Raw genomic sequence first — 26,993 nt, forward strand, 5'->3', positions numbered from 1 at the left:
ATGGCGGATCTGATTCCGGATATACCGGTCATGACACTCATCCTTGTCCGTGTGACCGCATTTTTCGTCACTGTCCCGCTGTTTTCATACCGGACGATTCCGCCGAATCTCCGGATCATATTTGCCGTTCTGATCGCCTGGATGATGGCATATACGGTGCCGGCCGGCAGTCTGACAGCGGATACCGGGTTTATTCTCCTCATCATGAAAGAAGCGATTGTTGGCCTGCTGCTCGGACTGCTGGCATACATCGTCATTTCAGTCATTCAGCTGGCAGGAAGTTTCATCGACTTCCAGATGGGATTCGCCATCGCGAATGTAATCGATCCGCAGACCGGCGCGCAGAGCCCGCTTGTCGGCCAGTTCTTCAACATTCTGGCGCTGCTGCTGCTCCTTGCGCTCAATGGACACCATCTGCTTCTGGACGGCCTGTTCTACAGTTATCAGTTCGTGCCGCTCGAAAGTGCGTGGCCCCAGACAGGCGACGACCGGTTCGGGGAATTCATTGCAAAGACATTCACCGCGGCTTTCGCCATCGCGTTCCAGATGGCGGCGCCGATCGTCGCTTCGCTGTTCCTGACGGACCTGGCTTTGGGGATTACAGCCCGTACCGTTCCGCAGCTGAATATATTCGTCATCGGGTTTCCCGTTAAAATAGCTGTCGCTTTCATTCTGCTGCTGATCATGATGGGGGTCATTGTCGCGGTCATGCAGTCTGTATTCGGACTGATGACAGAAAGTATGCGGGCGCTTCTGACACTTCTGAACGGAGGATGACTGTGCTGAAACTGGATCTGCAATTTTTTGCGGGAGAAAAGACCGAAAAAGCCACACCCAAAAAACGGGAGGATGCCCGTAAAAAAGGTCAAGTCCTTAAAAGCCAGGATGTTACGAGTGCACTGGTGCTGCTGTCCGTCTTCTTGTTTTTGTTTTTCGCCTCCGGCTATATGCGAGAACGTATTTTCGCCTTTATGACAGAGTTTTTCACTGATTACTTTTCAGCGGATGTGTTTACGATCGACGGCATGTCTTCCGTCTTTACAGAAGTGATTGCCGAGATGGCGATCCTGCTGCTTCCTGTCATGGCCGTGGCTGCCTTTGCCGGCATCGCGGGGAATTTTCTGCAATTCGGCCTCCTGTTCACAGCGGAACCGCTGAAGCCGGATTTTAAGAAATTGGATCCCATCAAAGGATTCAAACGAATTTTTTCTGTACGTGCACTCATCGAATTTTTAAAATCCATTCTGAAAATCAGCCTGATCGGTGCGGTCACCGTGCTGGTTATCTGGCAGAACCTGGATCAGGTGCTTGCTTTGTCCTTTCAGAACCCGGCAGCGGTTCTGGTGACTGTCGGCAAACTCGCCGGCATCATGGGAATCGCCGCTTCTTTCGTACTGCTCGGCATTGCCGTCGTGGATTACGCATACCAGAAGTATGACTATGAAAAAAACTTGAAGATGTCCAAACAGGACATCAAAGATGAGTATAAAAAAAGTGAAGGAGATCCGCTGATCAAATCGCGGATCCGCCAGCGGCAGCGCGAGATGGCGATGCGGCGAATGATGTCGGAAGTGCCGAAAGCCGATGTGGTCATAACCAATCCGACTCACTTCGCCATTGCGCTGAAGTATGACGAGACCCAGGCTGACGCACCTGTCGTGCTGGCAAAGGGCATGGATTTCGTAGCGCAGAAAATAAAGATGATCGCCGCTGAACACAAGGTTGAAATGGTGGAGAACCGGCCGCTCGCCCGGGCGATGTATGACCAGGTGGAAATCGGGGACCGGGTACCGGAAGAGTTCTTTAAAGCGGTCGCTGAGATACTGGCGTACGTTTATCGGATCAGACGAAAGATTTAGGAGGAGCTAGCATGGCCATGAAAGATTTAGGAGTACTAGGTGCCGTCATCATGATTGTGGCGATGCTGATCATCCCGCTGCCTCCCTGGCTGCTGAGTTTTCTGATCATCATCAATATCGCCATATCCCTCATGATCCTTCTGACGGCGATGAACATGCAGGAAGCCCTTCAGTTCTCAATCTTTCCTTCCCTCCTTTTGCTTACCACCCTGTTCAGGCTCGGGCTGAATGTGTCGACAACCCGGGCGATTCTGACAGAGGGGGAAGCCGGGGATGTCATCGAGACATTCGCTACGTTCGTCATCGGCGGCAATGTGCTTGTCGGTATTGTCGTTTTCATCATCCTCATTATCATCCAGTTCATCGTGATCACCAAAGGGGCGGAGCGGGTATCTGAAGTCGCCGCCCGATTCACACTCGATGCAATGCCGGGGAAACAAATGAGCATCGATGCTGATTTGAATGCCGGTTCCCTGTCAGAACAGGATGCCCGGATCCGTCGGGAGAAAGTCAGTCAGGAAGCGGACTTTTACGGAGCGATGGATGGAGGCACGAAGTTCATCAAAGGAGATGCGATTGCCAGCATCATCATGGTGGCCATCAACCTGCTCGTCGGCATGATCATCGGTGTAGTCCAGATGGGCATGCCGTTTCCCGAGGCAGCCGAGCATTTCGCTCAGCTTACAATCGGGGATGGCATCGTCTCCCAGCTGCCCGCGCTTCTCATATCGACTGCAACAGGGATTGTGGTGACACGCGCGACTTCTGAAGGGAATCTCGGATCCGATATTACAGGGCAGCTTTTTGCTCATCCGAAACTTCTGTATGTAGCTGCAGGAACCATCTTCCTGCTCGGTCTCGCCACGCCGATATTCGACCTCCTGACAATTCCGGTCGCCGGGATGCTGGCCGGCTCCGCCTTCTTCATGCAGCGGAAAGCGGCTGAAGAACCGGCCCATCTTCCTGATCAGGACGAAGAAGAGCTGGCAAGCGAATTGAAAAGCCCGGAAAATGTAGTGAACCTGCTCAGTATCGACCCGATTGAGTTCGAGTTCGGCTATGGACTGATTCCGCTCGTGGATGCCGGACAAGGGGGCGATCTGCTCGACCGGGTTGTAATGATCCGGAGGCAGCTTGCGATCGAACTGGGTCTTGTCATTCCCATAGTACGGATCCGGGACAATATCCAGCTGCAGCCGAACGAGTACCGGCTGAAGATAAAAGGAAATGAAATGGCGCGGGGTGAACTTCTTCTGGACCATTACTTGGCGATGAGCCCCGGGGAAGACGATTCCATTGAAGGGATCGATACAACCGAGCCGTCCTTCGGGCTTCCGGCGAAATGGATTACGGAACGTGTCAAGGAAGATGCGGAAATGCTCGGCTATACAGTCGTAGACCCGCCAAGTGTTGTATCCACCCACATTACGGAACTGATCCGGAATAATGCCCATGAGCTCTTGGGGCGCCAGGAGACGAAGCAGCTTGCGGATCACTTGAAGGAATCCTACCCGATTCTGGTGGAAGAAGTGACACCTTCTCCGCTTTCGATCGGGGAAGTCCAAAAAGTGCTGGCGAAGCTTCTCCGGGAGCATGTTTCCATCCGGAACTTGCCGGTTATTTTTGAAACATTGGCGGATTTCGGCAAAATGACTTCCGATCCGGACTTACTGGCTGAATATGTCCGTCAGGCGCTCGCCCGGCAGCTCACTGCCCAATATGCAGGAGACCGGCGGGTTCTCCACGTGCTGACTGTGTCGGGAAAAGTGGAAAAATTGATCGCGGACAGTATCCAGCAGACCGACCATGGCAATTACCTGGCGATCGACCCGGCAGATTCACAAGCTATCCTGGAATCCGTGGCGCGGGAAGCGGAAAGGCTGTCGCTGACCGAACAGTCACCTGTCATTCTTTGCTCGCCGGCCGTCCGGATGTATATCCGCCAGATGACAGAGCGGTATTTCCCTCATGTGCCTGTCCTTTCTTACAATGAATTGGAAGCATCCATTGAAATCCAAAGCGCTGGAGTGGTGACGACAGAATGAAAATGAAAACGTTCATAGGACCGACCGTCACGGATGTCATGCGGTCGGTGAAGAAAGAACTCGGGGAAGAAGCGGTGATCCTCTCTTCCCGTGCTGTGTACACCGGCGGATTTCTCGGCCTTTTCAGGAAAAGACAAATTGAGGTCTCAGCCGGGATCGGTCTCCCCGAAAAAAAACAGGCTGTTCCTTCAGATGGACTTCAGCAGGAAATCCGGGAACTGAAGGCGATGGTCAAAGAGCTTCGGAACGTTCCAAGCTCTGCGGTTTCTTTCGGCAGGCGTCTTGGATTTCCGGAAGAAGTGCTGGCCGGTTTCAGCCATGAACAGGAAAACGGAGCCGAACAGCAGCTGCAGATGGAGGATTTTATCAGAAAGAAACTGGACAGGCTGCCTATGGGGGACAGGAACAAAGGTAAAAAATTCATGGTTTTATTCGGTCCGACCGGTGTCGGGAAAACGACGACCATCGCCAAACTGGCTGCGAAGGCTGTGCTTGAAGATAAAAAAAGGGTCGGTTTCATAACTGCGGATACCTACCGGATCGCTGCAATCGAGCAGCTGAAGACATATGCAGCCCTGCTGCAGGCGCCGATAGAAGTCGTGTACAGCACGGAGGAATTCAAGCGGACTGCCGAACAGATGAAGGACCTGGATGTGGTGTTCGTCGACACAGCCGGCCGCAGCTTCAAGGAAGACCATCATATTGAAGAACTCCAGAATTTCGTCCTTGCTTCTGAAGATATCGGGGCTTACCTCGTCGTTTCGGCGGGGGCTAAAGAACAGGATGTCCAGCGGCTGATCCGGAATTTCAGCGGGTTCGGACTTCAACAGCTCATTTTGACAAAAGTGGATGAAACGGAATCGACCGTCCCGGTTATCGGCTCGCTGCTGGAATCCGGACTGGGAGTCGCTTACCTGACCAATGGGCAGGAAGTGCCGGAAGATATCCAGGAAGCGTCTGCCGGGCATATCGCCGATTTGCTGTTCAAGGAGCATGCATATGGCTGATCAGGCTTCGGCTCTAAGGCATTTGCTGGAACAAAGGGAAAGCCGGTGCCGGTCAGTTGCAGTGGTCAGCGGAAAAGGCGGTGTAGGAAAAAGCAGTTTCACTGTCAGTTTTGCTGTCTCGCTCGCCAAGCAAGGACAGCGTGTGCTTGTCATCGACTTGGATATCGGAATGGGGAATGTGCAGATTCTCGCAGGAAGCCATACGGCGACCGGTATAAAGCAGTATTTGGATGGAGAGGCGGCGCTGAAAGAAACAATCATGGCAGGTCCGGCCGGAATTTCATATATTGCAGGCGGATCCGGACTCGAACGGATCATGGAATGGGATATAAAGGCTTTTCAGCGGCTGCTGGAAGCTTTCGAGGAATTCCAGCATACATACAGCGTCATCCTGTTCGATATGGGTGCCGGTGCTGCAGCGGATACGCTCGAAGTTTTGATGAGCGCGGAAGAAGTTTTCGTTGTGACCGTCCCTGAACCGACTGCCGTCATGGATGCTTATTCCATGATGAAATTCATCAGTCTGAAAGGGTTCGGCGGAAAAATCTCGCTGATCTGTAACCGATCGGAAACGGACGGGGAAGGGAAGCTGACTGTCGATCGGCTGACGGCTGCTATGAAAAAATTCATGGGTGTCGACATCGGGCTGCTTGGCATTATTCCGGAAGATGCTTCGGTAAAAAAAGCAGTGAAACTGCAGCAGCCGCTCGTGCTGGCTTATCCGCAGTCGGAGGCGGCCAAGGCAATCAGCCGGATGGCCGGCACATTCATGACGGGTCAATCTGCGGCGGCGCCGGCGACTGTCGCAGAAAAACTTAAAACTCTGTTCAGGATAGGACGTGTCAGGCTGTCATGAGAAAAAAACAACTCCTTATCGTCGACGACTCCGCATTCATGCGCAAACTTATCACCGATTTCTTCACTGGACATCCTGAAATCGAAGTGGCGGGAACGGCGAAAAATGGCAGGGAAGCTATCCGGAAAACGACGGAGATCCAGCCGGATATCATCACCATGGACGTGGAAATGCCAGTGATGGACGGTGTGCAGGCGGTCAGGGAAATCATGGCGTCATGCCCGGTCCCGATCGTGATGCTTTCCAGTACCACGACCGCGGGGGCTGAACAGACAGTCGCGGCCATGGAAGCGGGAGCAGCCGATTTTGTCGCAAAGCCCGGCGGAAGTATCTCACTGGACCTTCATCTCATCCGGGACGAGCTGGCCCAGAAGCTGCTGCTGGCAAGCCGGATCAGTTTGAAGAAAGAACGCTATCGTTCGGTGAGGAAACCGGCTTCGTTACGGACTGGGGATCGGAACCGGACAGGACTGATCCTGATCGGAGCGTCAACAGGCGGACCGCGCGCACTTCAGGAAGTGATCAGCCATTTGCCCGCTGATCTTCCGTATCCGGTCTGTGTCGTTCAGCACATGCCCCCGAAATTCACGAAGTCGCTTGCGGAGCGGCTGAACAGTCTCAGCGGACTGACTGTGAAAGAGGCGGAAAATGGCGAATTGATCAAAAGGGGCTGCGTCTACATCGCTCCGGGAGGTACGCAAATGCGGATCTTCCGGTCTGCAGCCGACTGTGTTTTGAGCGTGGCGGAAGAACCGGCGATTCCGGGAGTCCTGCGGCCATCTGTGGATGTGCTTTTCGAGAGTGTGGCTGAAACCGCGGAATCACCGGTCACCGCAGTCATTTTGACGGGCATGGGCGCGGACGGAACGGAAGGGCTGGGTAAACTCAAAAATACCGGAGCGGACGTCCATGTGATTGCAGAAGCAGAAGAGACATGCATCGTCTACGGTATGCCTAAAGCAGCAGCGGAGTCCGGCAGAGTGGATGAAGTCGTCCCTCTCGAAGAAATTGCACATGCAATCGTAAATTCACTGATCAAGAGAGGGGCGTAACGATGGAAACGAGTCAATATTTGGAACTGTTCATTGAAGAAAGCCGGGAACATCTCCAGACATGTAATGAACAACTGCTGGAACTGGAAAAGCAACCGGGAAATCTGTCAATCGTCAATGATATTTTCAGAGCGGCCCACACCATCAAAGGAATGTCCGCGACAATGGGATATTCAGACATTGCGGACTTAACCCATAAAATGGAAAATGTGCTGGATGCGATCCGCAATGAAAAAGCGGGAGTCACGCCGGAAGTGCTGGATGTGGTGCTCACGGCCATCGATCAGCTTGAATCGATGACGGAAGATATCGCGGCCGGCGGGACGGGGACATTGGATGTCTCGGAGACCGTCCGTCAGCTGGCGAAAATCGAGGCTGGTGATCAGGCAAGTCCATCCGCTGGCAGCAGCGGAGAATTCCGGTCGGCACTTGTTTACGATGAATATGAATTCATGGTGCTTGAACAGGCGGCAGCGGCGCAGATGTCGTCCTTCGAAATCACGGTGGAGCTGCAAGACGACTGTCAGCTGAAGGCGGCGCGGGCGTTCATGGTGTTCGAAGCGCTCAGCAGCCTGGGCGAAGTGATAAAGACCGATCCCTCGACCGAAGAGCTCGAGGACGGGGAATTCGGCAATCGGTTCCAAGCCGTCCTTGTGACAAGCGGAAAAGCGGGTGAGGTCAAACAGGCGGTTCTCAGTGTGTCTGAAGTAAAAGACGCGGATATCCAAGCGGTCACTGCCGGACAAGTGAAAGGGCGGGCATCGGCCGAACCGAAAAAACAGTTGAAGAGCGGAACTGGATCGACGGCGGACGAGCATTCGGACGAACAGCCCAGCCGCCAGAAAGTTTCAAATAAAACCATCCGGGTGAGCATTGACCGGCTCGACCACCTTATGAACCTGTTTGAAGAACTGGTCATCGACAGGGGGCGTCTGCAGTCGCTTTCTCGGGATTTGAACAACCAGGCGCTGACCGAAACGGTCGAGCATATGTCCCGGATTTCCGGCGACCTCCAGTCGGTGATCCTCAACATGAGGATGGTTCCGGTCGATACGGTCTTTAACCGTTTTCCGAAAATGGTCCGGCAGCTTTCCCGCGATCTCGGTAAACAGATCCGGCTTGAAATCACAGGAGCGGAAACGGAACTTGATCGGACGGTCATCGACGAAATCGGTGATCCGCTTGTCCACTTGATCCGGAATGCAATCGACCACGGGATTGAAACGCCGGAAATCCGGAACAGGAGCGGTAAACCGGAAGAAGGGATATTGAAACTCCGCGCCTATCACAGCGGAAATAATGTGTTCATTGAAATCGAAGATGACGGTGCGGGAATCAGCAAAGACCGTGTTCTGGACAAAGCCGTGGAAAACGGGGTGGTTACCCGTGATCAGGCCCAAAACCTCGAAGACCGGGAAGTGTACGAACTTATCATGGCTTCCGGGTTCTCTACCGCAGAGACCATCTCGGACATATCAGGGAGGGGTGTCGGTCTCGATGTGGTCAAAACGACAATCGAAGGACTTGGCGGCTCGATCACGATCGATTCCGAGGAAGGCACAGGATCCGTGTTTTCCGTCCGCCTCCCGCTGACGCTGTCCATCATTCCGGTGATGCTCGTCCGGCTCGGAAACGAAGTCTACGCCGTGCCGATTTCGTCGATTACAGAGACGATGCTGATTCAGGACGAAGACATTCTGATGGTCCACGATCGTCAGATGATCGACTACCGGGGCAGGGTGATTCCGCTCATTTCGCTTCATCAAGTATTCGGGGCGCATGAATCGGAAAATCGGACGGCCCAGGCGGTCCTGATTGTCCAAAAAGGCAGCAAGGCGGCCGCGCTGTCAGTGGACTCATTCATCGGTCAGCAGGAAGTCGTCCTGAAACCCCTCGGCAACTATTTGACGGATGTCCATGCGATTTCAGGTGCAACCATTCTAGGGGACGGGAAAGTGGCGCTGATCGTGGACAGCGCATCACTTATTCAATGAAACCGGAGGAAGAGCGATGACAACAGATACCATGCAGAAAATGATCATTTTTGAAGTGGCCGGCCAGGATTATGCACTGCCGCTCACAGCGGTGAAATCCATTGAACGGTCGCTTCTCGTTACGAGAGTGCCCAACACCGGGCCTTTCGTAAAAGGTGTCGCCAGCCTGCGGGGCATTATGACGCCGGTCCTTGATATGCGGGCGCTTCTTGGAAAACCGGAAGCGGAAACAGAAGGGGAACAGCGGATTTTGATTGTTGCTTCCGGCGATGTCTATGCCGGTCTCTTGACCGATTCCGCCAATGAACTGCTTGAAATCGACCGGGACAGCATTCAGCTTCAGGATAGCGGCATCGCCGGCAGCTTCATGCGGGGCGTCGTCCAGGAGGGAAAGCGGATCATCCGCCTGCTCGATCATGATGAAGTGCTCGCGTACAGAGGAACCCGATAATGGAATCGAAACAAAAATTGCCCCCGATCCAGCTTGATGCGCTGAAGGAAGCGGGAAATATAGGGGCGGCTCATGCTGCGACGGCACTGTCTGCACTGTTAGGAAAAAAAGTGCTTCTTCACGTGCCGGGAGTCAGCACCGTCAGCCTGAATGACATATCAGAGCTGGCAGGCGGGCCGGAACAGCCCGTAGCAGCCATTTGCCTCCGGGTGGACGGGGAAGTGAAAGGCATGATGTTCTTCATTCTGTCGGTCGGCAGAGCCAACCGGTTCATCAGGCAGCTGACAGGGGATGACACGGTCGATTTCAGCAGCCCGCCGGCCAGTGAACTCGCCATTTCGGCTTTCAATGAACTCGGCAACATTCTGGCCGGTTCTTATCTCTCCGCTCTTTCGGATTTCACATCCCTGAGACTGCACCCTTCAGTCCCGGCTGCCGCCGTTGATATGGCCGGCGCCATTGTCAGTTCCGCGCTGGCGGAAGCTTCGGTGACTGCGGACGAAGTGATTGTCATCGATACAGTGATCAGTGAAGAAAATGCTGAACTCGAAGAAGTGAAGGGACATATGTTTCTTCTCCCGGACGCCTCATCACGTCAAGTGCTGCTGGAAGCTCTCGGTGTGGGAACATGATGGCGGCTGCAAAAATCGTCAAAGTCGGCATCGCCGAAATGGACATCGCGAAAGTCCCGGCTACGATCCGTACTGCCGGTCTGGGCTCGTGTGTAGGCGTCGTTTTGTATGATCTCGAGAGAGGCGTGGCGGGGCTCGTCCATGTCATGCTTCCGGATTCGGGCATCCGGTCTCCGGAAGGGAAACTGAACGAAGCGAAATTCGCTGATCTGGCGATCGGTGCAATGGCTGAAAGGCTGAAGAAAGAAGGCGCTCTCCGGCTGAAAGCGAAAATTGCGGGCGGCGCACAGATGTTCCAGCTGTCGGGGGCCGCCGATACGATGAGGATCGGACCGAGGAATGTTGAAGCGGTGAAACAGCAGCTGGCGGTCCGCCGCATCCAGTTGCTTGCTGAAGATACAGGCGGGAACAGCGGCAGGACCATCGAATTCGATCCGAAGACCGGCCAGCTGAGTATCCGTACGGTGAATGCGGCAATCAAACTGATTTAACTCCTGCCGGTGAACATTTCATTCGCCGAGCGGAACCGGAATTGCTTTTTAGATTCAGTAAATCTCACAGAATAGGAGTGGCGGACGATGAATGCGAAAATGGACGAACAGCAGTACTGGAAAAAGTGGCAGACGAACCGTGATCCGGAAGCGGGGGATGTGCTGATCCAAAAATACAAGCCGCTCGTTTCATATCATGCGCAGCGCATCGGTTCAGGGCTGCCGAAAAGTGTTTCGAAGGACGATCTGTTCAGTCTCGGAATGATGGGGCTTTTTGATGCGCTGAATAAATTCGATCCGTCACGTGAACTGAAGTTCGATACATACGCGTCCTTCCGCGTGCGCGGAGCGATCATGGATGGGCTGCGGCGGGAGGACTGGCTTCCGCGGTCATCCAGGGACAGGGCGAAAAAGCTGGAAGCCTCGATTGAGGAACTTGAACAGAAACTGATGCGGCACGCCACCCCTGAAGAAGTGGCGGCATACGCCGAGATTTCCGTAGCAGAAGTCCATACGGCCATTCAGGAAAACTTCTTTTCGAACGTCCTGTCTACGGACGACCGGAAAGACGATGATGAAGACAAAAGCTATGCAGTCCGGGATACGGCATCGCAGACACCTGAAGAACGGATCATGAAGGATGAGCTGATCGCAGAACTGTCCGGGCAGATCAAGACGCTGACGGAAAAAGAACAGCTGGTCCTCAGTCTGTTCTACACGGAAGACCTGACGCTGACCGAGATCGGTGAAATTCTTGGTCTTTCGACTTCCCGGATCTCCCAGATCCATTCCAAGGCGCTGTTCAAGCTGCGCAAGCAGCTGTCAGCGATCGATAAGGTGTAGCGGAGATGCTGATCGCAGTCATCATTTTATTTTCGATGCAGGCGCTGAGTTTTTATCTGATCGTCCTTCTTTTATTGAAAAACAGCCGGATAAAAGAACTCGAACAGCGGCAGGAACAGATTGTCGAGGAAATGGAGTACTCCCTGACCGCCTACCTGATTGAGATAAAAGAGGAAAACGACCGGTTATTGGACCGCCTGGAAACAGGTAAGCAGGAAGCACAGCAGTCACCTGTTCCGGCAGAGTCTGCTGAACCGGAAAAGCCGGCGGCACGGACGGAAGCGGAAGCGCTTTATCTCCGAGGCTTCACGATTGAAGAAATCGCCCGGCAGCTGGGAACAGGGAAGACGGAAGTGGAACTCCTCCTGAAGTTCCGGGACAAGCAATAGAAGAAGCGGACAGGCACATTGGAGAATGTGCTTTTTCCATTGTCTGTAACGATAGGAATTACTTGCGGCTGACCTGACTGTATGCTATACTTTCAAACGGTGTTAAATACACACGCATCTCGATCTGGATTGCAGGTGCCTTTATGGGTCACGGTCCGGGCGGGACAGATGCGGAGGACAATAAAACCTGTAGGAGGAAACAACTATGTCAGTAGTATCAATGAAACAGCTGCTTGAAGCTGGTGTGCACTTCGGCCACCAGACACGCCGCTGGAATCCGAAAATGAAAAAATACATTTTCGTCGAACGTAACGGAATTTACATCATCGACCTTCAGAAGACGGTCCGTAAGCTTGAAGAAGCTTACAACTACATGAAGCAGGTCGGCGAAGAAGGCGGAAAAGTGTTGTTCGTCGGCACGAAGAAACAGGCCCAGGACGCAATCCGTGAAGAAGCGGAACGCTCCGGCAACTTCTACATCAACCAGCGCTGGCTCGGCGGAACGCTGACAAACTTCGGTACGATCCAGAAGCGCGTCAAGCGGATGAAAGACATCGAGCGCATGGAAGAAGACGGCACATTTGAAGTGCTTCCGAAAAAAGAAGTCGTTCAGCTGAAAAAAGAGCATGAACGTCTTGTGAAATTCCTTGGCGGTATCCGCGATATGGATTCACTTCCGGATGTCATGTTCGTAGTGGACCCGCGCAAAGAGCGCATTGCTGTGGCGGAAGCGATGAAGCTGAACATCCCGATCGTCGGTATCGTCGACACGAACTGCGATCCGGATGAAATCGACTACATCATTCCAGCCAACGACGATGCAATCCGTGCGGTCAAATTGCTGACAGGCAAAATGGCGGACGCTCTGGTTGAATCAAAACAAGGTGAAGAAGAAGAAGCTCCAGCTGAAGCTGCTGAGTAATTCACACGCACCATCAGGTGATAAGCGGCTAAACCCCTTATCACCTTTTTTTGAGAAAATATCCCGAGGAGGAATTGACAATGGCAGTTACAGCACAAATGGTAAAAGAATTGCGTGAAAAAACAGGCGCAGGCATGATGGATTGCAAAAAAGCGCTTGTGGAAACTGATGGGAATATGGATGCGGCGGTCGACTTCCTTCGTGAAAAAGGCCTTTCCAGCGCATCGAAGAAAGCTGACCGGGTTGCAGCGGAAGGGACAGTCTCCATCCTTGAAAAAGGAAACGAAGCGGTCATCTATGAAGTGAACGCCGAGACGGACTTCGTCGCGAAAAACGAAGGGTTCAAGACCCTCGTCAATGATCTGGGCGAACATCTGCTTTCAGAGAAGCCGGCGACTGTCGAGGAAGCCCTTTCCTCTAAAATGGAGAATGGCGCTACAGTCGAAGACCATATTTCCAATGCAATCGCGAAAATCGGGGAGAAAATTACGCTCCGCCGCTTCACGATCGTGCAGAAAACCGACAACGATGCATTCGGCGCTTACCTCCACATGGGCGGACGCATCGGTGTACTCGTGGAGCTCGTTGGCTCTACCGATGAAGAAGCAGCCCGCGGTGTCGCTATGCACGTAGCTGCCCTGAATCCGAAGTACGTATCCCGCGACCAGGTTTCCGAAGAGGAAGTGGAACGCGAGCGCAAGGTTCTGACAGAGCAGGCACTCAATGAAGGAAAACCGGAAAACATCGTCGCCAAGATGGTGGAAGGCCGCCTTGGAAAATACTTTGAAGAGATCTGCCTTCTGGACCAGGCGTTCGTGCGGAACTCCGACCAGAAAGTCCGTGATTTCGTGCAGTCGACCGGCGGTAAACTGAAAGGCTTCGTGCGCTATGAAGTCGGCGAAGGCATCGAGAAGCGCCAGGACAACTTCGCAGAAGAAGTCATGAGCCAGGTCAACAAAGGCTAAGCGAATAGATCTGCCGGGGAACACGTTTCGTGTTCCCTATTTTTAAAGTATTATTAGAGTGATGGAGGGTACCGATGAGTGTTCAACAGTACAAACGGATCGTTCTGAAACTGAGCGGCGAGGCGATGGCCGGAGACAAAGGGTTCGGCCTTTCTCCTGAAATCATCAAAAACGTGGCTGCGCAAGTAAAGGAAGTTGTCGACCTGGGCGTCGAAGTGGCTGTAGTGGTCGGCGGCGGCAATATCTGGCGGGGCAAAATCGGATCAGAAATGGGCATGGACAGAGCAACCGCCGACTACATGGGCATGCTGGCGACTGTCATGAATTCGCTTGCGCTGCAGGATTCACTCGAGAACCAGGGCGTGGAATCCCGTGTTCTGTCTTCAATTGAAATGAGACAGGTCGCTGAACCCTATATCCGGCGACGGGCGATCCGTCACCTGGAAAAGAAGCGGGTCGTCATTTTCGCGGCAGGCACCGGGAATCCCTATTTCTCCACAGATACGACCGCAGCCCTCCGAGCGGCTGAAATCGAAGCGGATGTCATCCTGATGGCGAAGAACAACGTCGATGGCGTCTACTCGGCTGATCCGCAGACCGATGATAATGCAGTGAAGTATTCGGAATTGTCCTATCTGGATGTCATTCAGCGCGGGCTGCAAGTGATGGATTCCACGGCTTCCACACTTTGTATGGATAATGATATTCCGCTCGTCGTATTCTCGATCATGGAAAACGGCAATATTAAAAAAGCCGCTCTCGGCGAAAAAATCGGAACCACTGTCAGGAGGTCAATCTAATGCCACAAGCGATTCTGAAACAGTCAAAAGAAAAAATGGCGAAAGCGATCCAGGCGTTTTCACGCGAACTTGCCACCATCCGCGCCGGCCGCGCCAGTGCATCTCTCCTTGATAAAATCACGGTCGACTATTACGGTGCGCCGACTCCAATCAATCAGCTGGCGGGCATTTCCACGCCTGAAGCCCGTCTCTTGGTCATCTCGCCTTACGATAAGTCCGTTACCGGGGACATCGAAAAAGCGATCCTGAAGTCGGACATTGGCCTGTCGCCTTCGACGGATGGGACAGTTATCCGGCTGGCAGTTCCGGCGCTGACAGAAGAGCGCCGCAAAGAATTGGTGAAGCTCGTGAAAAAGGAAGCGGAAGATGCGAAAGTGGCCATCCGCAATATCCGCCGCGATTCGAATGATGATCTGAAGAAACTGGAAAAAAAGGGTGAAATCACTGAAGATGATCTTCGCGGCTACTCGGATGATATTCAGGAGCTGACGAACTCCAGCATCGCGGAAATCGACTCGCTTGCACAGGAAAAAGAAAAAGAGGTCATGGAAGTCTGAGTGAACTTCTGCCGGACCGGGACGTCCTGTTTTCAGGGCGTCTTTTTTGTTTCAGCAAAGAGGATGCGAAAACGCCAAGCATAGGCTCCTGTTTTTTGTTATGATTAACAGTAGACTTGCTGAAGAGCACGTAACGGAGGAAAAAAGGATGTTCGATAAATTGCTGAAGCGAAAAGAGCCTCCGGCGGATGCCGGCAGGCTGTCTGCAATTCTTGAAGAAGAGGTGCCGGCGCACATCGCGATCATCATGGACGGCAATGGCCGTTGGGCGAAGATGCGCGGACTTCCGAGAATCGCCGGCCATCATGAAGGCATGAAGACTGTCCGGAAAATCACCCGTCTGGCCAATCAGCTGGGAGTGGAAGTGCTGACGCTTTATGCGTTCTCCACTGAAAACTGGAAGCGGCCGAAGACCGAAGTGGATTTTCTGATGCGCCTCCCTGAAGAGTTCCTGTCATCGTATTTGCCGGAACTCGTCGAAGAGAACGTCCGGGTCACCATGATGGGCAGTGAGGACAGCCTTCCTCCGCACACCAGGAACGCGGTGCGGAAGGCGATTGATGAGACGCAGGACAACACGGGTCTCGTGCTGAACTTCGCTTTGAACTATGGGAGCCGGGCGGAGATCACGGATGCGGTCAGGGAGCTCGCCGTCCGGGTGGCTTCGGGTGAACTTACGCCTGCCGATATAACCGAAGACCATATCTCGGATGGACTGATGACCCACTCACTGCCCGAACCCGACCTCCTCATCCGGACGAGCGGTGAAGAGAGGCTCAGCAATTTCATGCTGTGGCAGCTTGCTTACACAGAGTTTTGGTTCACGAAAACACTGTGGCCGGATTTCAGCAGCGACTGCCTGATGGATGCGGTGGAAGACTACCAAAGACGCAGCAGACGATATGGCGGACTGAAAGGAGACGGCATGACATGAAACAGCGGATCATCACCGGCCTGATTGCGGCCGGTCTCTTCATTCCATTCGTCCTGATCGGAGGCCTGCCTTTCACCCTGCTGGTCTATGCACTGGCAGCCGTCGCTCTCCACGAACTGCTCCGGATGAAGGGCCAGTACCTGCTCAGCATCAGCGGCCTCATTTCAATGGCGATGATGTTCATGCTCCTGGTGCCTTCACATTGGACGGAAGTCCTGTACGAATATTCCGAGTATCAGAAGATCGACTTCGCTTTTTTCGCGGTCCTGCTGCTCCTGATACATACGGTGGTCGTAAAAAACACCTTCACTTTCGAGGATGCAGCCTTGTCCATACTGGGGACACTGTACATCGGAATCGGTTTCTTTTATTTTATTGAGACCCGCAATGCCGGTCTTGAATACGTTGTCTATGCCCTCCTCGTTGTCTGGTCGACCGATTCTGGCGCTTATTTCACCGGAAGGAAAATCGGCAAGCGGAAACTGTGGCCGGAAATCTCGCCGAATAAAACCATCGAAGGCTTCATCGGAGGCATTGCGTGGGCGGTCGCAGTTGCCCTCCTCCTGCACGCAATCGTGGATCTGGACAAACCGGTGCTGATCATCATCGGCGTCACCATCGCGGCGGCCGTGTTCGGGCAGCTGGGAGATCTTGTCGAATCCGCCCTCAAGCGCCATTTCGGCGTAAAGGATTCCGGCACCATTTTGCCGGGTCACGGAGGGATGCTGGATCGGTTCGACAGTCTTCTTTTCGTTCTCCCGCTGCTGCATTTCCTACACTTCCTATAAGAAAGGATGAGCACAGTTGACGCAAGATATAATCCTTCTGGGCGCCACGGGTTCGATCGGCCTCCAGACGGCGGATGTCATCCGCGAGCATAGCGGCCGGTTCAGGCTCGCCGGCTTCTCGGCCGGACGGAACATCCTGGAAACTAAAAAACTGATTGAAGAATTCTCCCCGGACGCAGTCTGTGTCCTCGAGGAAAAAGATGCAGCCGATCTCCGCGCGCAGTATCCCGGAACCGAGTTCCTGTCCGGTGACAGCGGCATTCTCGAACTGGCGGTACGGGATGCGGATGTCCTGGTCAGTGCCGTGATCGGAAGCGTCGGTCTCGAGCCGACACTTGCCGCTGTCAGGCTCGGCCGCAAAGTTGCATTGGCGAATAAAGAAACGCTTGTGACCGCCGGGCACTTGATCATGGAGGCTGCCCAAAAAAGCGGAGCCCGGATCCTGCCAGTCGACAGCGAGCATTCCGCCCTTTACCAGGCACTGAATGGTGAAAAACGGGAACAGGCAAGCCGGCTCATCCTGACAGCGTCCGGGGGCAGTTTCCGTGACCGGAAACGGCATGAATTGGAAGGCGTCACAGTCGAGGACGCCCTCAACCACCCCAACTGGTCGATGGGCGCGAAAATCACCATCGATTCCGCCACCATGGCCAACAAAGGCCTCGAAGTCATCGAAGCCCATGTCCTGTTCGGCTTCGATTACGATGATATCGATGTTCTCCTGCACAGGGAAAGTATTATCCATTCCATGGTGGAATTCGTGGATACGAGTGTCATGGCACAGCTCGGGACTCCGGATATGCGGGTGCCCATCCAGTATGCTCTCACTTTTCCGGATCGCCTGGACCGCCGGGAAGCGAAGCGGCTGAATCTTGCAGAGATCGGCAAGCTGCACTTCCAGGAAATGGACTTCGACCGGTACCGCGCATTAAAGCTCGCTTATGACGCCGGCCGCGTCGGGGGAACCATGCCGACGGTATTCAATGCGGCCAACGAAGAAGCGGTCGCCCAGTTCCTGAAAGGCGGAATCAGCTTCCTGGAGATCGAGGAATTGATCGAGAAAGCGATGACAGCTCACAATCCGAATTCAAAACCGGTGCTGGAAGAGATTTTGGAAGTTGACGCAAATACAAGAAAATCCGTCCGGAACATGCTAAAATAGCTTAAGGTTCAAACCGATTACGGTTAAAGGATGGGTTCAGCATGGAGACAGTCATCGCGTTCGCGCTGATTTTCGGTTCACTCGTGTTTTTCCACGAATTGGGCCATTTTATTTTTGCAAAACGTGCCGGGATTCTTGTCCGTGAATTCGCGATCGGGTTCGGTCCGAAGATCCTGGGCATCATGAAAGGTGAAACCTTATACACGATCCGGCTGCTGCCATTCGGCGGGTATGTCCGCATGGCCGGTGAGGATTTTGATACGGTCCGGCTTCAGCCCGGACACCGTGTCGGCCTGCTGTTGAATGAAGACGGGGAAGCCGAACGGGTGATTTTGAATCAGAAAAAGGAGTATCCGGATGTCCTGCTGATGGAAGTGGAAGAAGCGGACCTGGAGAAAGAATTGTTCGTCCGCGGATACGATGAAGATGAGCGGATGATTTCAGTGAAGATCGCCCGGAACGCTGTCATTGAGGAAAACGGAGCAGAGACGCAGCTGGCGCCTTATGACCGACAGTTCGGTTCCAAGTCAGTGGCACAGCGGTTCATGACTATCTTCGCCGGACCTTTCTTCAATTTCATTCTCGCTTTTTTGATTTTTACGGCGCTTGGCCTGTTTCAGGGCGTGCCGACGTACGAACCGATTATTTCGGAAGTGACGGAAGAGAGCCCGGCGGAAGCAGCCGGACTCGAAGACGGCGATCTTGTCGTTGAAATCGGCAGCGAAGAGATCGCCAGCTGGCAGGATCTTGTCGGGGTAGTTCAGGCGAATCCAGGGAATCCGCTCGAATTCACCGTCGTCCGCGATGGTGAGGAAGTCGACCTGACCATCACGCCGGAACTTGCCGAGAATGCGCCGGGAGAAACCGGTGTTATCGGCGTCATGTATAAGAGCCCTGTCGAAAAAGACATTCTCGGATCAGTCGTGTACGGTGCTGAGCAGACGGTTTTCTGGTTTAAGGAAATTCTGCGGCTCCTCGGCATGCTGGTGACCGGTCAATTCACGATCGATGCCCTTTCCGGACCGGTCGGGATTTATAAAACCACCGAAGAAGTGGTGCAGTATGGCATTTTCACACTGATGACTTGGGGCGGCATGCTCAGCATCAATCTCGGCATCATGAATCTGCTGCCGCTCCCGGCACTTGATGGGGGAAGGCTTGTTTTCTTCATCATCGAGGCGCTCCGCGGAAAACCGGTGGACCGGCAGAAGGAAGGCATGGTCCACTTTGTCGGCATCATGCTGCTGATGCTGTTGATGATCATTGTGACATGGAACGACATCCAGCGATTCTTTTTCTGACGCGGCAGATGTTGTTCCAGGAACCGGCGCAGCGCCAAAGGGCGCCTGCGCTTTTCCATATTAATTACTAGTCGATTGAGGTGCGTGACATGAGGCAGACACAGACATTCATTCCGACGCTCAGGGAAGTCCCTGCAGACGCGGACGTTAAATCACATCAGATGCTGCTGAGGGCCGGCTTCATCCGTCAGAACACGAGCGGGGTTTATTCCTTTCTGCCGCTCGGCAAACGGGTCCTTCAGAAAGTCGAGGAAGTGATCCGGGAAGAGATGCAGGCGGCCGGCAGCGTGGAAGTGTCCCTGCCGGCACTGCAGCAGGCGGAGCTGTGGCAGGAGACCGGCCGCTGGTATTCATACGGGCCGGAACTGATGAGGCTGAAGGACCGCCATGACCGGGAGTTCGCTCTTGGCGCGACACACGAGGAAGTCATTACCTCCCTTCTTCGGGATGAGATCAAATCCTATAAAAAGCTTCCGCTGAATTTATATCAGATCCAGAGCAAATTCCGGGACGAGAAGCGGCCGAGGTTCGGCCTTCTTCGCGGCCGGGAGTTCCTGATGAAAGACGCTTATTCATTCCATGCCACAAAAGAGAGCCTGGATGAGACGTATGAGAAGATGCGGCAGGCGTATACGAACATCTTTACACGGCTCGGCCTTAATTTCCGGGCAGTCATCGCGGATTCCGGAGCGATCGGCGGGAAAGACAACCATGAATTCATGGTGCTGTCCGACATCGGGGAAGACACAATCGCCTATTCGGATTCATCCCAGTACGCCGCCAACATTGAAATGGCTGAAGTGGATGCGGCTTATGAGCGGTCGGATGAAGCGCTGAAACCGCTTAGGAAAGCAGATACCCCGGATCAGAAGACGATCCGGGAAGTCGCCGGACATCTCGGGGTGGAACCGGAACGGTGCATCAAGACGCTGGTGTTCAAAACCGGGGACGGATTCGTTTTGGTTCTGGCCAGAGGCGATCACGACATCAATGAAATCAAAGTGAAGCACGTGACCGGCGCTAAAAACGCCGAGCTGGCGGATGCGGAAGAAGTCCGTCAGCTGCTGTCCGCCGGCATCGGTTCGGTCGGGCCGGTCAAACTGCCACAAGGTCTGAAGGTGTATGCCGATCATGCCGTACGGTATATCGTCAACGGTGTTGCCGGCGCGAACGAAGACGGCCGTCATTATATCAACGTGAACCCGGACCGGGATTTCTCGGTGGATGAATACGCTGACCTCCGGTTCATCCGGGAAGGTGATCCTTCTCCGGATGGCAATGGGACGATCGTTTTCGCGAAAGGGATTGAAGTCGGCCACGTCTTCAAGCTCGGAACGACATACAGCGAGCCGATGGACGGCACGTTCCTGAACGACCAAGGGCGGGCGGAGCCGTATATTATGGGGTGCTATGGAATCGGTGTATCGCGGGTGATGGCCGCCGTGGCTGAACAGTTCCAGGATGATGGAGGATTTTTATGGCCGCCGGCAATAGCGCCGTACACAGTGCATCTCGTGCCGGTGAACATGAAGGATGAGGCACAGCGGGAACTGGCTGAAGAACTGTATAAGCTGCTGAAAGATTATCGCTATGAGGTTCTTCTGGATGATCGGCCTGAACGTGCAGGCGTGAAATTCGCGGACGCCGATCTTCTCGGCATTCCGGTCCGCGTCACGATCGGTAAGCGCGCACCCGAAGGAATATTGGAAGTTAAAAACCGCCGGACCGGCGAGACGTTCGAATGTCAGCGGGAAGAACTGCAGGACCGCATTCAGCAGCTCCTGTCCAGATAGCGGCTGCAGAAAGGAAAGTACGACCGGTACTTTCCTTTCTTTGTCCATTTTTTCAGGAATAATGGGGGAGAGATATGACGATACAGAACGAGGCGGCAGCACGGTTCCGGACGCTGCTGCACCATTTGGATATGACGGACGATGCCTACATGCCATATTTTGAGAAGGCCGAACTGCAGCGGATGACCGTCCACAAGCGGGACCGGCAATGGAAGTTTCTTGTCCGGCTGGAAAAACCGCTGCCGATCGACCTGTACAGGAAACTCAGATCGAGAATGCGTGAAGTGTTTGCCCCGGTAGCTGAAATCCAATTGCACATCGAAACAGCCGATGAAGAATTCGATCCTGTGCTTCTGACGGACTATTACCTTGAAGTGGTGGAAGAACTACAGGACATGGCTCCCCCTCTCAGGGAACGGCTGACCGGCCAGCGACCGGTTTTCAGCGGACGGAAGATGCAGCTTGTCTGCCGGCACGAGCACGAAATGCTGTCGCTGCGTGCGAAGTACAGCGAAAAGCTTTCTCAGCTCTTCGGGCAGTTCGGTCTGCCGTCCGTGCAGGTGGAATTCCAACTGTCTGAAGAACCCGATGACGGTTCGCGGGAAGCGTTTCTCGAAGAACGCAGGGCGGAAGAGGAAGAAATGGCGAGGAAAGCGCTGGCGGATATCCAGAAACGGGAGCAGGAGCGGCAAAAAGACGATGGGCCGGCAGGGCCTTTCCAGCTCGGGATTCCGATTAAAGCGGAAGAGCCGATCACTGAAATTAAACTGATTCAGGACGAAGAGCGCCGGGTGACCGTGGAAGGCTATGTTTTCGATGCCGAAGTCCGCGAACTCCGTAGCGGCCGGTCCCTCCTGACCGTCAAAATTACAGATTACACGGATTCCATTCTCGTCAAAATGTTCTCAAGAGATAAAGAAGACGCAGAGTTGATGGCGAAAGCGAAAAAAGGGATGTGGATCCGGGCCCGCGGCTCGATTCAGACGGATACATTCGTGCGGGATCTCGTCATGATGGCCCAGGATATGACGGAAGTGAAAAAGGAAATCCGGAAAGACACAGCGGCTGAAAAACGGGTGGAATTGCATACGCATACCCCGATGAGCCAGATGGATGCCATTTCTTCTGTCGATGCCCTTGTCGCCCGGGCTGCGGCCTGGGGACACCCGGCGATCGCGATCACCGACCACGCCGGCGTCCAGTCTTTCCCGGAAGCATATGCTGCCGGACAGAAGCATGGTGTGGATATCATCTACGGACTTGAAGCGAATCTTGTCAACGACGGAGTGCCGATCGCTTACGAAGAACGTCACGTCCTGCTGGAAGAACAGACTTTTGTTGTGTTCGACGTCGAGACGACCGGTCTGTCCGCGGCGTACGATACCATTATCGAATTGGCGGCAGTCAAAATAAAAGGCGGCAACATCGTTGATAAATTCGAGAGTTTCGCGAACCCGCACCACCCGCTGTCCGCAACGACCACCGACTTGACGGGCATCACGGATGACATGGTGAAGGACGCACCGGAAGTCGAGGAAGTCATCCGGAAGTATCATGAGTGGGCCGGGGACCATATCATGGTCGCCCACAATGCTTCTTTTGATATGGGGTTCCTTTATCAGTCATATAAAAAATTCGGCATCGACACTGTCCATGCGACCATCGATACACTGGAACTTGCACGGATGCTGTACCCGGATATGAAAAACCACCGGCTCAATACATTGGCGAAGAAATTCAATATTGAATTGACCCAGCATCACCGGGCGATTTATGACACGGAAGCGACCGCTTATCTCCTCGATCATTTATTGAAGGGAGCAAAAGCGAAGGAGATCCTTTATCACGATCAGCTGAATGATTATGTCGGGACAGGGGACAGCTACAAGCGGGCGCGGCCATCCCACTGCACGCTGCTAGCGAAGGACGAAGAGGGGCTGAAGAATCTCTTCAAGCTTGTATCCGCATCCCACATCAACTACTTCTACCGGGTGCCGCGCATTCCCCGGACACTTCTTCAAAAGCATCGGAATGGCCTGCTGGTCGGTTCCGGCTGTGATAAAGGGGAAGTGTTTGAAGCGGTGATGCAGAAATCCGTCGAAGACGCTGTAAAAGCCGCAGAGTTTTATGATTACCTGGAAGTGCATCCGAAAGCGGTCTATTCGCATTTGATCGAACTGGAGCTTGTCCGGGATGAGTGGAATCTGGAAGATATCATCCGGAAATTGGTGAAAGTCGCCGATCAGACAGGCAAGCCGCTGGTGGCGACAGGAAACGTCCATTACTTGGACCCGACCGATGCCACATATCGGCAGATCCTGGTGGGTTCCCAAGGCGGGGCCAACCCGCTCAATCGGCATAAGCTGCCGGACGTCCATTTCCGCTCGACGGATGAAATGCTCAGTGCGTTCGATTTTCTGGGCAAGGAAAAAGCGCACGAATTGGTCGTGAACAATTCCAGGAAAGTCGCAGGGTGGATCGGGGATGTCAAGCCGATCCGTGATGAACTGTACACGCCGAAAATTGAAGGTGCGGATGATGAAATCCGTGAATTGAGTTATGGGATGGCCCGACGGCTGTACGGGGATCCGATTCCGGAACTGGTGGAAGCCCGTCTGGAGAAGGAATTGAAATCGATCATCGGGCATGGATTCTCTGTCATTTATCTGATTTCGCATAAACTCGTGAAAAAATCGCTGGATGACGGCTACCTTGTCGGTTCCCGGGGTTCCGTCGGTTCATCATTCGTGGCGACCATGACGGAAATCACGGAAGTGAACCCGCTGCCGCCGCATTACGTCTGTCCGGAGTGCAAGAAATCCGAGTTCTTCACCGACGGCTCCATCGGCTCAGGATTCGACTTGCCGGATAAGGAGTGCCCGGATTGCAGCATCCCGTACAGAAAGGATGGGCATGATATTCCGTTCGAAACGTTCCTGGGCTTTAAAGGAGACAAAGTTCCGGATATCGACCTCAACTTCAGCGGCGAATACCAGCCGACGGCGCACAACTATACGAAAGAATTGTTCGGTGAAGATTACGTATACCGTGCCGGAACAATCGGGACGGTGGCCGAGAAAACGGCATACGGTTATGTCCGCGGCTATGCGAATGACCATGACCTGACATTCCGGGGAGCGGAAATCGACCGCCTCGTCCAAGGATGTACAGGCGTGAAGCGGAGCACCGGCCAGCATCCGGGCGGGATCATCGTCGTGCCGGATTACATGGACATTTACGATTTTTCCCCGATCCAGTTCCCGGCGGATGCGCAGGACGCGGAATGGAAGACAACGCATTTCGACTTCCATTCAATCCATGATAATCTGCTGAAACTCGACATTCTGGGACACGATGATCCGACTGCCATCCGCATGCTCCAGGACCTGTCCGGCATCGACCCGAAAACGATACCGACAGATGATCCTGAAGTGATGAAGATTTTTTCCGGAACCGAATCGCTCGGAGTCACAGAAGAACAGATCGGCTGTAAGACGGGGACGCTCGGCATCCCGGAATTCGGCACACGCTTCGTCCGGCAGATGCTGGAGGAGACGAAGCCATCGACGTTCTCCGAACTGGTCCAGATTTCCGGGTTGTCCCACGGGACGGACGTCTGGCTTTCGAACGCCCAGGAACTCATCCAGAATGGGACCTGTCAGCTGTCGGACGTCATCGGCTGCCGGGATGACATTATGGTTTACCTGATTTATCAGGGACTGGAACCTTCCGTCGCCTTCAAAATCATGGAAGCAGTCCGGAAAGGGAAAGGCTTGACGCCGGAATTCGAAGCCGTGATGAAAGAGAACGGCGTGCCGAACTGGTATATCGAGTCCTGCAAGAAGATCAAGTACATGTTTCCGAAGGCGCACGCCGCAGCATACGTGCTCATGGCAGTCCGCATCGCTTACTTCAAAGTCCACTTCCCGGCCCTGTATTATGCCACATACTTCACAGTCCGGGCGGCTGATTTCGACTTGAACGTAATGGCGAAAGGATCAGGGGCGATCCGCGCGAAAGTCCAGGAAATCAATTCGAAAGGCCTGGATGCCTCGCCGAAGGAGAAAAGCCTTTTGACTGTTCTCGAACTGTCTCTCGAAATGTGCGAGCGCGGTCTGTCTTTCCAGAAAGTGGACCTTTACCGGTCGTCAGCGGATGAGTTCGTGATCGATGGAGACAGTCTGATTCCTCCGTTCAATGCCATTCCCGGTCTCGGAACGAACGTGGCGAAACAGATTGTCGCTGCGAGAGCGGATGGGGAATTCCTGTCGAAGGAAGACCTTCAGCAGCGGGGCAGAGTCTCGAAGACGCTGATCGAGTACTTGGACGATCACGGCAGCCTCGAAGGATTGCCTGATGCCAATCAGCTGTCTCTGTTCTAATAAGTTGCTATGACGGTTCTCATATGTTATGATTGCCATAACATTTGCGTTATAGCTCTGAGCAAAAGAGTGGGATCTCCCGCTCTTTTCTGTTTTGTTATGGCAAAAAATTGACAGGAGGAAGGTATGAGCAAAATAACTGAACAGGTGGAACAGCTCGCACAGCCGATCGTCGCCGGCCTCCAACTCGAGCTGGTCGACACGGAGTTTGTGAAAGAAGGGAAAAATTGGTTCCTTCGGGTCTATGTCGATAATCCGGACGGTCCGATGGACATCGAACAATGTGCGGTGGTCAGTGAAAAACTGAGCGAAGAACTGGACCGGACCGATCCGATCGAACAGAATTATTTTCTGGAAGTTTCTTCACCAGGAGCGGAGCGGCCGCTGAAAAAAGAGAAAGACTTTGAAAAGGCGCAAGGGAAATATGTCTATATCAAGACATATGAGCAGATTGCAGGAGAAAAGGAATTCGAAGGCTATTTGAGGAAAGCGGATCCGGATGCGCTGACAGTAGAAGTGAAAATTAAAACACGCAGGAAAACGGTGGAAATCCCACGAGATAAAGTGGCAGTTGCGCGTCTGGCAATTGATTTTTCGGCACCGCTTGACTGATAATTTAAGGAGTGATACGTAAAATGAGCAGTGATTTGCTGGATGCGCTGACTGCGCTTGAGAAACAGAAGGGGATTTCGAGGGATATTCTGATTGAAGCGATCGAAGCGGCCCTTGTGACGGCTTACAAGCGTAATTTCAATCAGGCACAGAACGTGCGGGTCGATCTGAATTTGGATACCGGAACGATGCTGGTGTTCTCGCGCAAGGATGTTGTGGAGGAAGTCGAAGATGACCGCCTCCAGATTTCATTGGATGACGCGAAAGCGATCAATCCCGCCTATGAAGAGGGTGATGTCGTAGAAGAGGAAGTGACCCCCCGGAACTTTGGCCGGATAGCGGCACAGACGGCGAAACAAGTGGTCACACAGCGCGTCCGGGAAGCGGAACGCGGCCTCATTTTCGACGAATACGTGGACCGGGCGGATGATATCGTAAACGGGATTGTCGAGCGGATGGATCAGCGGAACCTCTATGTCGGTCTTGGGAAGGTCGAAGCGGTCCTGCCTCAAAGCGAGCAAATGCCGAACGAGACGTACAAACCGCATGACCGGATCAAAGTCTATATCACAAAAGTGGAGCGTACGACACGGGGGCCGCAAGTGTTTGTTTCACGGACTCATCCCGGCTTGCTTCGCCGGCTTTTCGAAAATGAAGTGCCGGAAATTTTTGACGGCATCGTAGAAATTAAATCGATTGCCCGGGAAGCGGGTGACCGGTCGAAGATTTCCGTGCAGGCACATAATGATGAAGTGGATCCGGTCGGCGCATGCGTCGGTGCCCGGGGATCGCGTGTCCAGACGATCGTCGATGAGCTCGGCGGCGAGAAAATCGATATCGTTGAGTGGTCAGAGGATCCGGTGGTTTTCGTAGCGAATGCCCTGAGCCCTTCCAAAGTGCTCGAGGTGCTCGTAAATGAAGAGGAAAAATCGACCACGGTGATCGTCCCGGATTACCAGCTCTCGCTGGCGATCGGCAAGCGGGGGCAAAATGCGCGCCTTGCGGCGAAACTGACAGGCTGGAAAATCGATATCAAAAGCGAAACGGATGCCCGGGAACATGGAATCTATCCGGTCGAATACAGCGATCAGACGGATGAAGGCGAATACGGCGAAGAAGAGCTCGAAGACTTCGATTTTTACGGAGACGAAGAATAAT

Annotated in this window: 24 protein-coding genes; all 24 read left to right on the plus strand. The window is 53.6% G+C overall.

Going from position 1 to position 26,993, the window contains the following annotated elements:
- The 24 genes from fliR to nusA all read left to right on the plus strand — a co-directional run bounded on the left by fliR (nucleotide 1) and on the right by nusA (nucleotide 26,992).
- Nucleotides 1-777: a flagellar biosynthetic protein FliR gene (gene fliR, locus CCE92_RS02480; RefSeq protein ID WP_088005940.1), complete on the plus strand. Its 777-nt coding sequence runs from the start codon at nucleotides 1-3 to the stop codon at nucleotides 775-777.
- Nucleotides 774-1,859 (plus strand): flagellar biosynthesis protein FlhB, encoded by a 1,086-nt coding sequence (flhB, locus tag CCE92_RS02485; protein WP_088005941.1) that lies wholly within the window; start codon nucleotides 774-776, stop codon nucleotides 1,857-1,859. Before fliR ends, flhB begins: the two co-directional genes overlap by 4 nt.
- An 11-nt stretch (nucleotides 1,860-1,870) precedes the next feature.
- Nucleotides 1,871-3,904 carry a flagellar biosynthesis protein FlhA gene (gene flhA / locus CCE92_RS02490; protein WP_088005942.1) on the plus strand — a complete coding sequence of 678 codons (2,034 nt, stop codon included), beginning with the start codon at nucleotides 1,871-1,873 and terminating at the stop codon, nucleotides 3,902-3,904.
- Nucleotides 3,901-4,911, plus strand: coding sequence for a flagellar biosynthesis protein FlhF (locus tag CCE92_RS02495; protein WP_088005943.1), 1,011 nt, complete (start codon nucleotides 3,901-3,903; stop codon nucleotides 4,909-4,911). The genes flhA and CCE92_RS02495 overlap by 4 nt, the downstream gene beginning before the upstream one ends.
- Nucleotides 4,904-5,767 (plus strand): MinD/ParA family protein, encoded by an 864-nt coding sequence (locus CCE92_RS02500; RefSeq protein ID WP_162287799.1) that lies wholly within the window; start codon nucleotides 4,904-4,906, stop codon nucleotides 5,765-5,767. The genes CCE92_RS02495 and CCE92_RS02500 overlap by 8 nt, the downstream gene beginning before the upstream one ends.
- On the plus strand, nucleotides 5,764-6,819 hold the full coding sequence (locus tag CCE92_RS02505; RefSeq protein ID WP_088005945.1) for a protein-glutamate methylesterase/protein-glutamine glutaminase: 1,056 nt from the start codon (nucleotides 5,764-5,766) through the stop codon (nucleotides 6,817-6,819). The genes CCE92_RS02500 and CCE92_RS02505 overlap by 4 nt, the downstream gene beginning before the upstream one ends.
- A 2-nt stretch (nucleotides 6,820-6,821) precedes the next feature.
- Entirely contained in the window at nucleotides 6,822-8,813 is a 1,992-nt protein-coding gene (locus CCE92_RS02510; RefSeq protein ID WP_088005946.1) for a chemotaxis protein CheA, read from the plus strand.
- Between the two features lie 16 nt (nucleotides 8,814-8,829).
- Nucleotides 8,830-9,264: a chemotaxis protein CheW gene (locus CCE92_RS02515; protein ID WP_088005947.1), complete on the plus strand. Its 435-nt coding sequence runs from the start codon at nucleotides 8,830-8,832 to the stop codon at nucleotides 9,262-9,264.
- Nucleotides 9,264-9,896, plus strand: coding sequence for a chemotaxis protein CheC (locus CCE92_RS02520; protein WP_088005948.1), 633 nt, complete (start codon nucleotides 9,264-9,266; stop codon nucleotides 9,894-9,896). Before CCE92_RS02515 ends, CCE92_RS02520 begins: the two co-directional genes overlap by 1 nt.
- Nucleotides 9,893-10,387, plus strand: a complete 495-nt coding sequence (locus CCE92_RS02525) for a chemotaxis protein CheD (RefSeq protein ID WP_088005949.1) — start codon at nucleotides 9,893-9,895, stop codon at nucleotides 10,385-10,387. The genes CCE92_RS02520 and CCE92_RS02525 overlap by 4 nt, the downstream gene beginning before the upstream one ends.
- A gap of 87 nt (nucleotides 10,388-10,474) precedes the next feature.
- On the plus strand, nucleotides 10,475-11,230 hold the full coding sequence (locus CCE92_RS02530) for a FliA/WhiG family RNA polymerase sigma factor (RefSeq protein WP_088005950.1): 756 nt from the start codon (nucleotides 10,475-10,477) through the stop codon (nucleotides 11,228-11,230).
- A gap of 5 nt (nucleotides 11,231-11,235) precedes the next feature.
- On the plus strand, nucleotides 11,236-11,619 hold the full coding sequence (locus tag CCE92_RS02535) for a DUF6115 domain-containing protein (RefSeq protein WP_088005951.1): 384 nt from the start codon (nucleotides 11,236-11,238) through the stop codon (nucleotides 11,617-11,619).
- A gap of 205 nt (nucleotides 11,620-11,824) precedes the next feature.
- Nucleotides 11,825-12,541: a 30S ribosomal protein S2 gene (gene rpsB, locus CCE92_RS02540; RefSeq protein WP_088005952.1), complete on the plus strand. Its 717-nt coding sequence runs from the start codon at nucleotides 11,825-11,827 to the stop codon at nucleotides 12,539-12,541.
- Between the two features lie 80 nt (nucleotides 12,542-12,621).
- Nucleotides 12,622-13,506 (plus strand): translation elongation factor Ts, encoded by an 885-nt coding sequence (tsf, locus tag CCE92_RS02545; protein ID WP_088005953.1) that lies wholly within the window; start codon nucleotides 12,622-12,624, stop codon nucleotides 13,504-13,506.
- A 74-nt stretch (nucleotides 13,507-13,580) separates the two neighbouring features.
- Complete coding sequence (gene pyrH / locus CCE92_RS02550) at nucleotides 13,581-14,306, plus strand: UMP kinase (protein ID WP_088005954.1); 726 nt, start codon at nucleotides 13,581-13,583, stop codon at nucleotides 14,304-14,306.
- Entirely contained in the window at nucleotides 14,306-14,863 is a 558-nt protein-coding gene (gene frr / locus CCE92_RS02555) for a ribosome recycling factor (protein ID WP_088005955.1), read from the plus strand. The genes pyrH and frr overlap by 1 nt, the downstream gene beginning before the upstream one ends.
- A 148-nt stretch (nucleotides 14,864-15,011) precedes the next feature.
- On the plus strand, nucleotides 15,012-15,797 hold the full coding sequence (gene uppS / locus CCE92_RS02560; RefSeq protein ID WP_088005956.1) for an undecaprenyl pyrophosphate synthase: 786 nt from the start codon (nucleotides 15,012-15,014) through the stop codon (nucleotides 15,795-15,797).
- On the plus strand, nucleotides 15,794-16,585 hold the full coding sequence (locus CCE92_RS02565; protein WP_088005957.1) for a phosphatidate cytidylyltransferase: 792 nt from the start codon (nucleotides 15,794-15,796) through the stop codon (nucleotides 16,583-16,585). The genes uppS and CCE92_RS02565 overlap by 4 nt, the downstream gene beginning before the upstream one ends.
- A 16-nt stretch (nucleotides 16,586-16,601) precedes the next feature.
- A complete protein-coding gene (gene dxr, locus CCE92_RS02570) occupies nucleotides 16,602-17,747 on the plus strand; it encodes a 1-deoxy-D-xylulose-5-phosphate reductoisomerase (RefSeq protein WP_088005958.1) in 1,146 nt (381 codons plus the stop codon).
- Nucleotides 17,748-17,788: 41 nt separating this feature from the next.
- Nucleotides 17,789-19,048, plus strand: coding sequence for an RIP metalloprotease RseP (gene rseP / locus CCE92_RS02575; protein WP_088005959.1), 1,260 nt, complete (start codon nucleotides 17,789-17,791; stop codon nucleotides 19,046-19,048).
- 89 nt (nucleotides 19,049-19,137) lie between these two features.
- Nucleotides 19,138-20,841, plus strand: a complete 1,704-nt coding sequence (locus tag CCE92_RS02580) for a proline--tRNA ligase (RefSeq protein ID WP_088005960.1) — start codon at nucleotides 19,138-19,140, stop codon at nucleotides 20,839-20,841.
- A 74-nt stretch (nucleotides 20,842-20,915) separates the two neighbouring features.
- Nucleotides 20,916-25,223 (plus strand): PolC-type DNA polymerase III, encoded by a 4,308-nt coding sequence (locus tag CCE92_RS02585; RefSeq protein WP_088005961.1) that lies wholly within the window; start codon nucleotides 20,916-20,918, stop codon nucleotides 25,221-25,223.
- 126 nt (nucleotides 25,224-25,349) lie between these two features.
- Entirely contained in the window at nucleotides 25,350-25,835 is a 486-nt protein-coding gene (rimP, locus tag CCE92_RS02590) for a ribosome maturation factor RimP (protein WP_088005962.1), read from the plus strand.
- 23 nt (nucleotides 25,836-25,858) lie between these two features.
- On the plus strand, nucleotides 25,859-26,992 hold the full coding sequence (gene nusA / locus CCE92_RS02595; protein WP_088005963.1) for a transcription termination factor NusA: 1,134 nt from the start codon (nucleotides 25,859-25,861) through the stop codon (nucleotides 26,990-26,992).
- Nucleotide 26,993: the final 1 nt, after the last annotated feature.

This window comes from Indiicoccus explosivorum (genome assembly GCF_002167005.1).
GTDB lineage: Bacteria > Bacillota > Bacilli > Bacillales_A > Planococcaceae > Indiicoccus > Indiicoccus explosivorum.

Excerpts from the sequence above, each read along its gene's own strand:
- fliR (WP_088005940.1), top strand. The coding sequence starts at position 1 with ATGGCGGATCTGATTCCGGATATACCGGTCATGACACTCATCCTTGTC.
- flhB (WP_088005941.1), top strand. The coding sequence starts at position 774 with ATGACTGTGCTGAAACTGGATCTGCAATTTTTTGCGGGAGAAAAGACC.
- flhA (WP_088005942.1), top strand. The coding sequence starts at position 1,871 with ATGGCCATGAAAGATTTAGGAGTACTAGGTGCCGTCATCATGATTGTG.
- CCE92_RS02495 (WP_088005943.1), top strand. The coding sequence starts at position 3,901 with ATGAAAATGAAAACGTTCATAGGACCGACCGTCACGGATGTCATGCGG.
- CCE92_RS02500 (WP_162287799.1), top strand. The coding sequence starts at position 4,904 with ATGGCTGATCAGGCTTCGGCTCTAAGGCATTTGCTGGAACAAAGGGAA.
- CCE92_RS02505 (WP_088005945.1), top strand. The coding sequence starts at position 5,764 with ATGAGAAAAAAACAACTCCTTATCGTCGACGACTCCGCATTCATGCGC.
- CCE92_RS02510 (WP_088005946.1), top strand. The coding sequence starts at position 6,822 with ATGGAAACGAGTCAATATTTGGAACTGTTCATTGAAGAAAGCCGGGAA.
- CCE92_RS02515 (WP_088005947.1), top strand. The coding sequence starts at position 8,830 with ATGACAACAGATACCATGCAGAAAATGATCATTTTTGAAGTGGCCGGC.
- CCE92_RS02520 (WP_088005948.1), top strand. The coding sequence starts at position 9,264 with ATGGAATCGAAACAAAAATTGCCCCCGATCCAGCTTGATGCGCTGAAG.
- CCE92_RS02525 (WP_088005949.1), top strand. The coding sequence starts at position 9,893 with ATGATGGCGGCTGCAAAAATCGTCAAAGTCGGCATCGCCGAAATGGAC.
- CCE92_RS02530 (WP_088005950.1), top strand. The coding sequence starts at position 10,475 with ATGAATGCGAAAATGGACGAACAGCAGTACTGGAAAAAGTGGCAGACG.
- CCE92_RS02535 (WP_088005951.1), top strand. The coding sequence starts at position 11,236 with ATGCTGATCGCAGTCATCATTTTATTTTCGATGCAGGCGCTGAGTTTT.
- rpsB (WP_088005952.1), top strand. The coding sequence starts at position 11,825 with ATGTCAGTAGTATCAATGAAACAGCTGCTTGAAGCTGGTGTGCACTTC.
- tsf (WP_088005953.1), top strand. The coding sequence starts at position 12,622 with ATGGCAGTTACAGCACAAATGGTAAAAGAATTGCGTGAAAAAACAGGC.
- pyrH (WP_088005954.1), top strand. The coding sequence starts at position 13,581 with ATGAGTGTTCAACAGTACAAACGGATCGTTCTGAAACTGAGCGGCGAG.
- frr (WP_088005955.1), top strand. The coding sequence starts at position 14,306 with ATGCCACAAGCGATTCTGAAACAGTCAAAAGAAAAAATGGCGAAAGCG.
- uppS (WP_088005956.1), top strand. The coding sequence starts at position 15,012 with ATGTTCGATAAATTGCTGAAGCGAAAAGAGCCTCCGGCGGATGCCGGC.
- CCE92_RS02565 (WP_088005957.1), top strand. The coding sequence starts at position 15,794 with ATGAAACAGCGGATCATCACCGGCCTGATTGCGGCCGGTCTCTTCATT.
- rseP (WP_088005959.1), top strand. The coding sequence starts at position 17,789 with ATGGAGACAGTCATCGCGTTCGCGCTGATTTTCGGTTCACTCGTGTTT.
- CCE92_RS02580 (WP_088005960.1), top strand. The coding sequence starts at position 19,138 with ATGAGGCAGACACAGACATTCATTCCGACGCTCAGGGAAGTCCCTGCA.
- CCE92_RS02585 (WP_088005961.1), top strand. The coding sequence starts at position 20,916 with ATGACGATACAGAACGAGGCGGCAGCACGGTTCCGGACGCTGCTGCAC.
- rimP (WP_088005962.1), top strand. The coding sequence starts at position 25,350 with ATGAGCAAAATAACTGAACAGGTGGAACAGCTCGCACAGCCGATCGTC.
- nusA (WP_088005963.1), top strand. The coding sequence starts at position 25,859 with ATGAGCAGTGATTTGCTGGATGCGCTGACTGCGCTTGAGAAACAGAAG.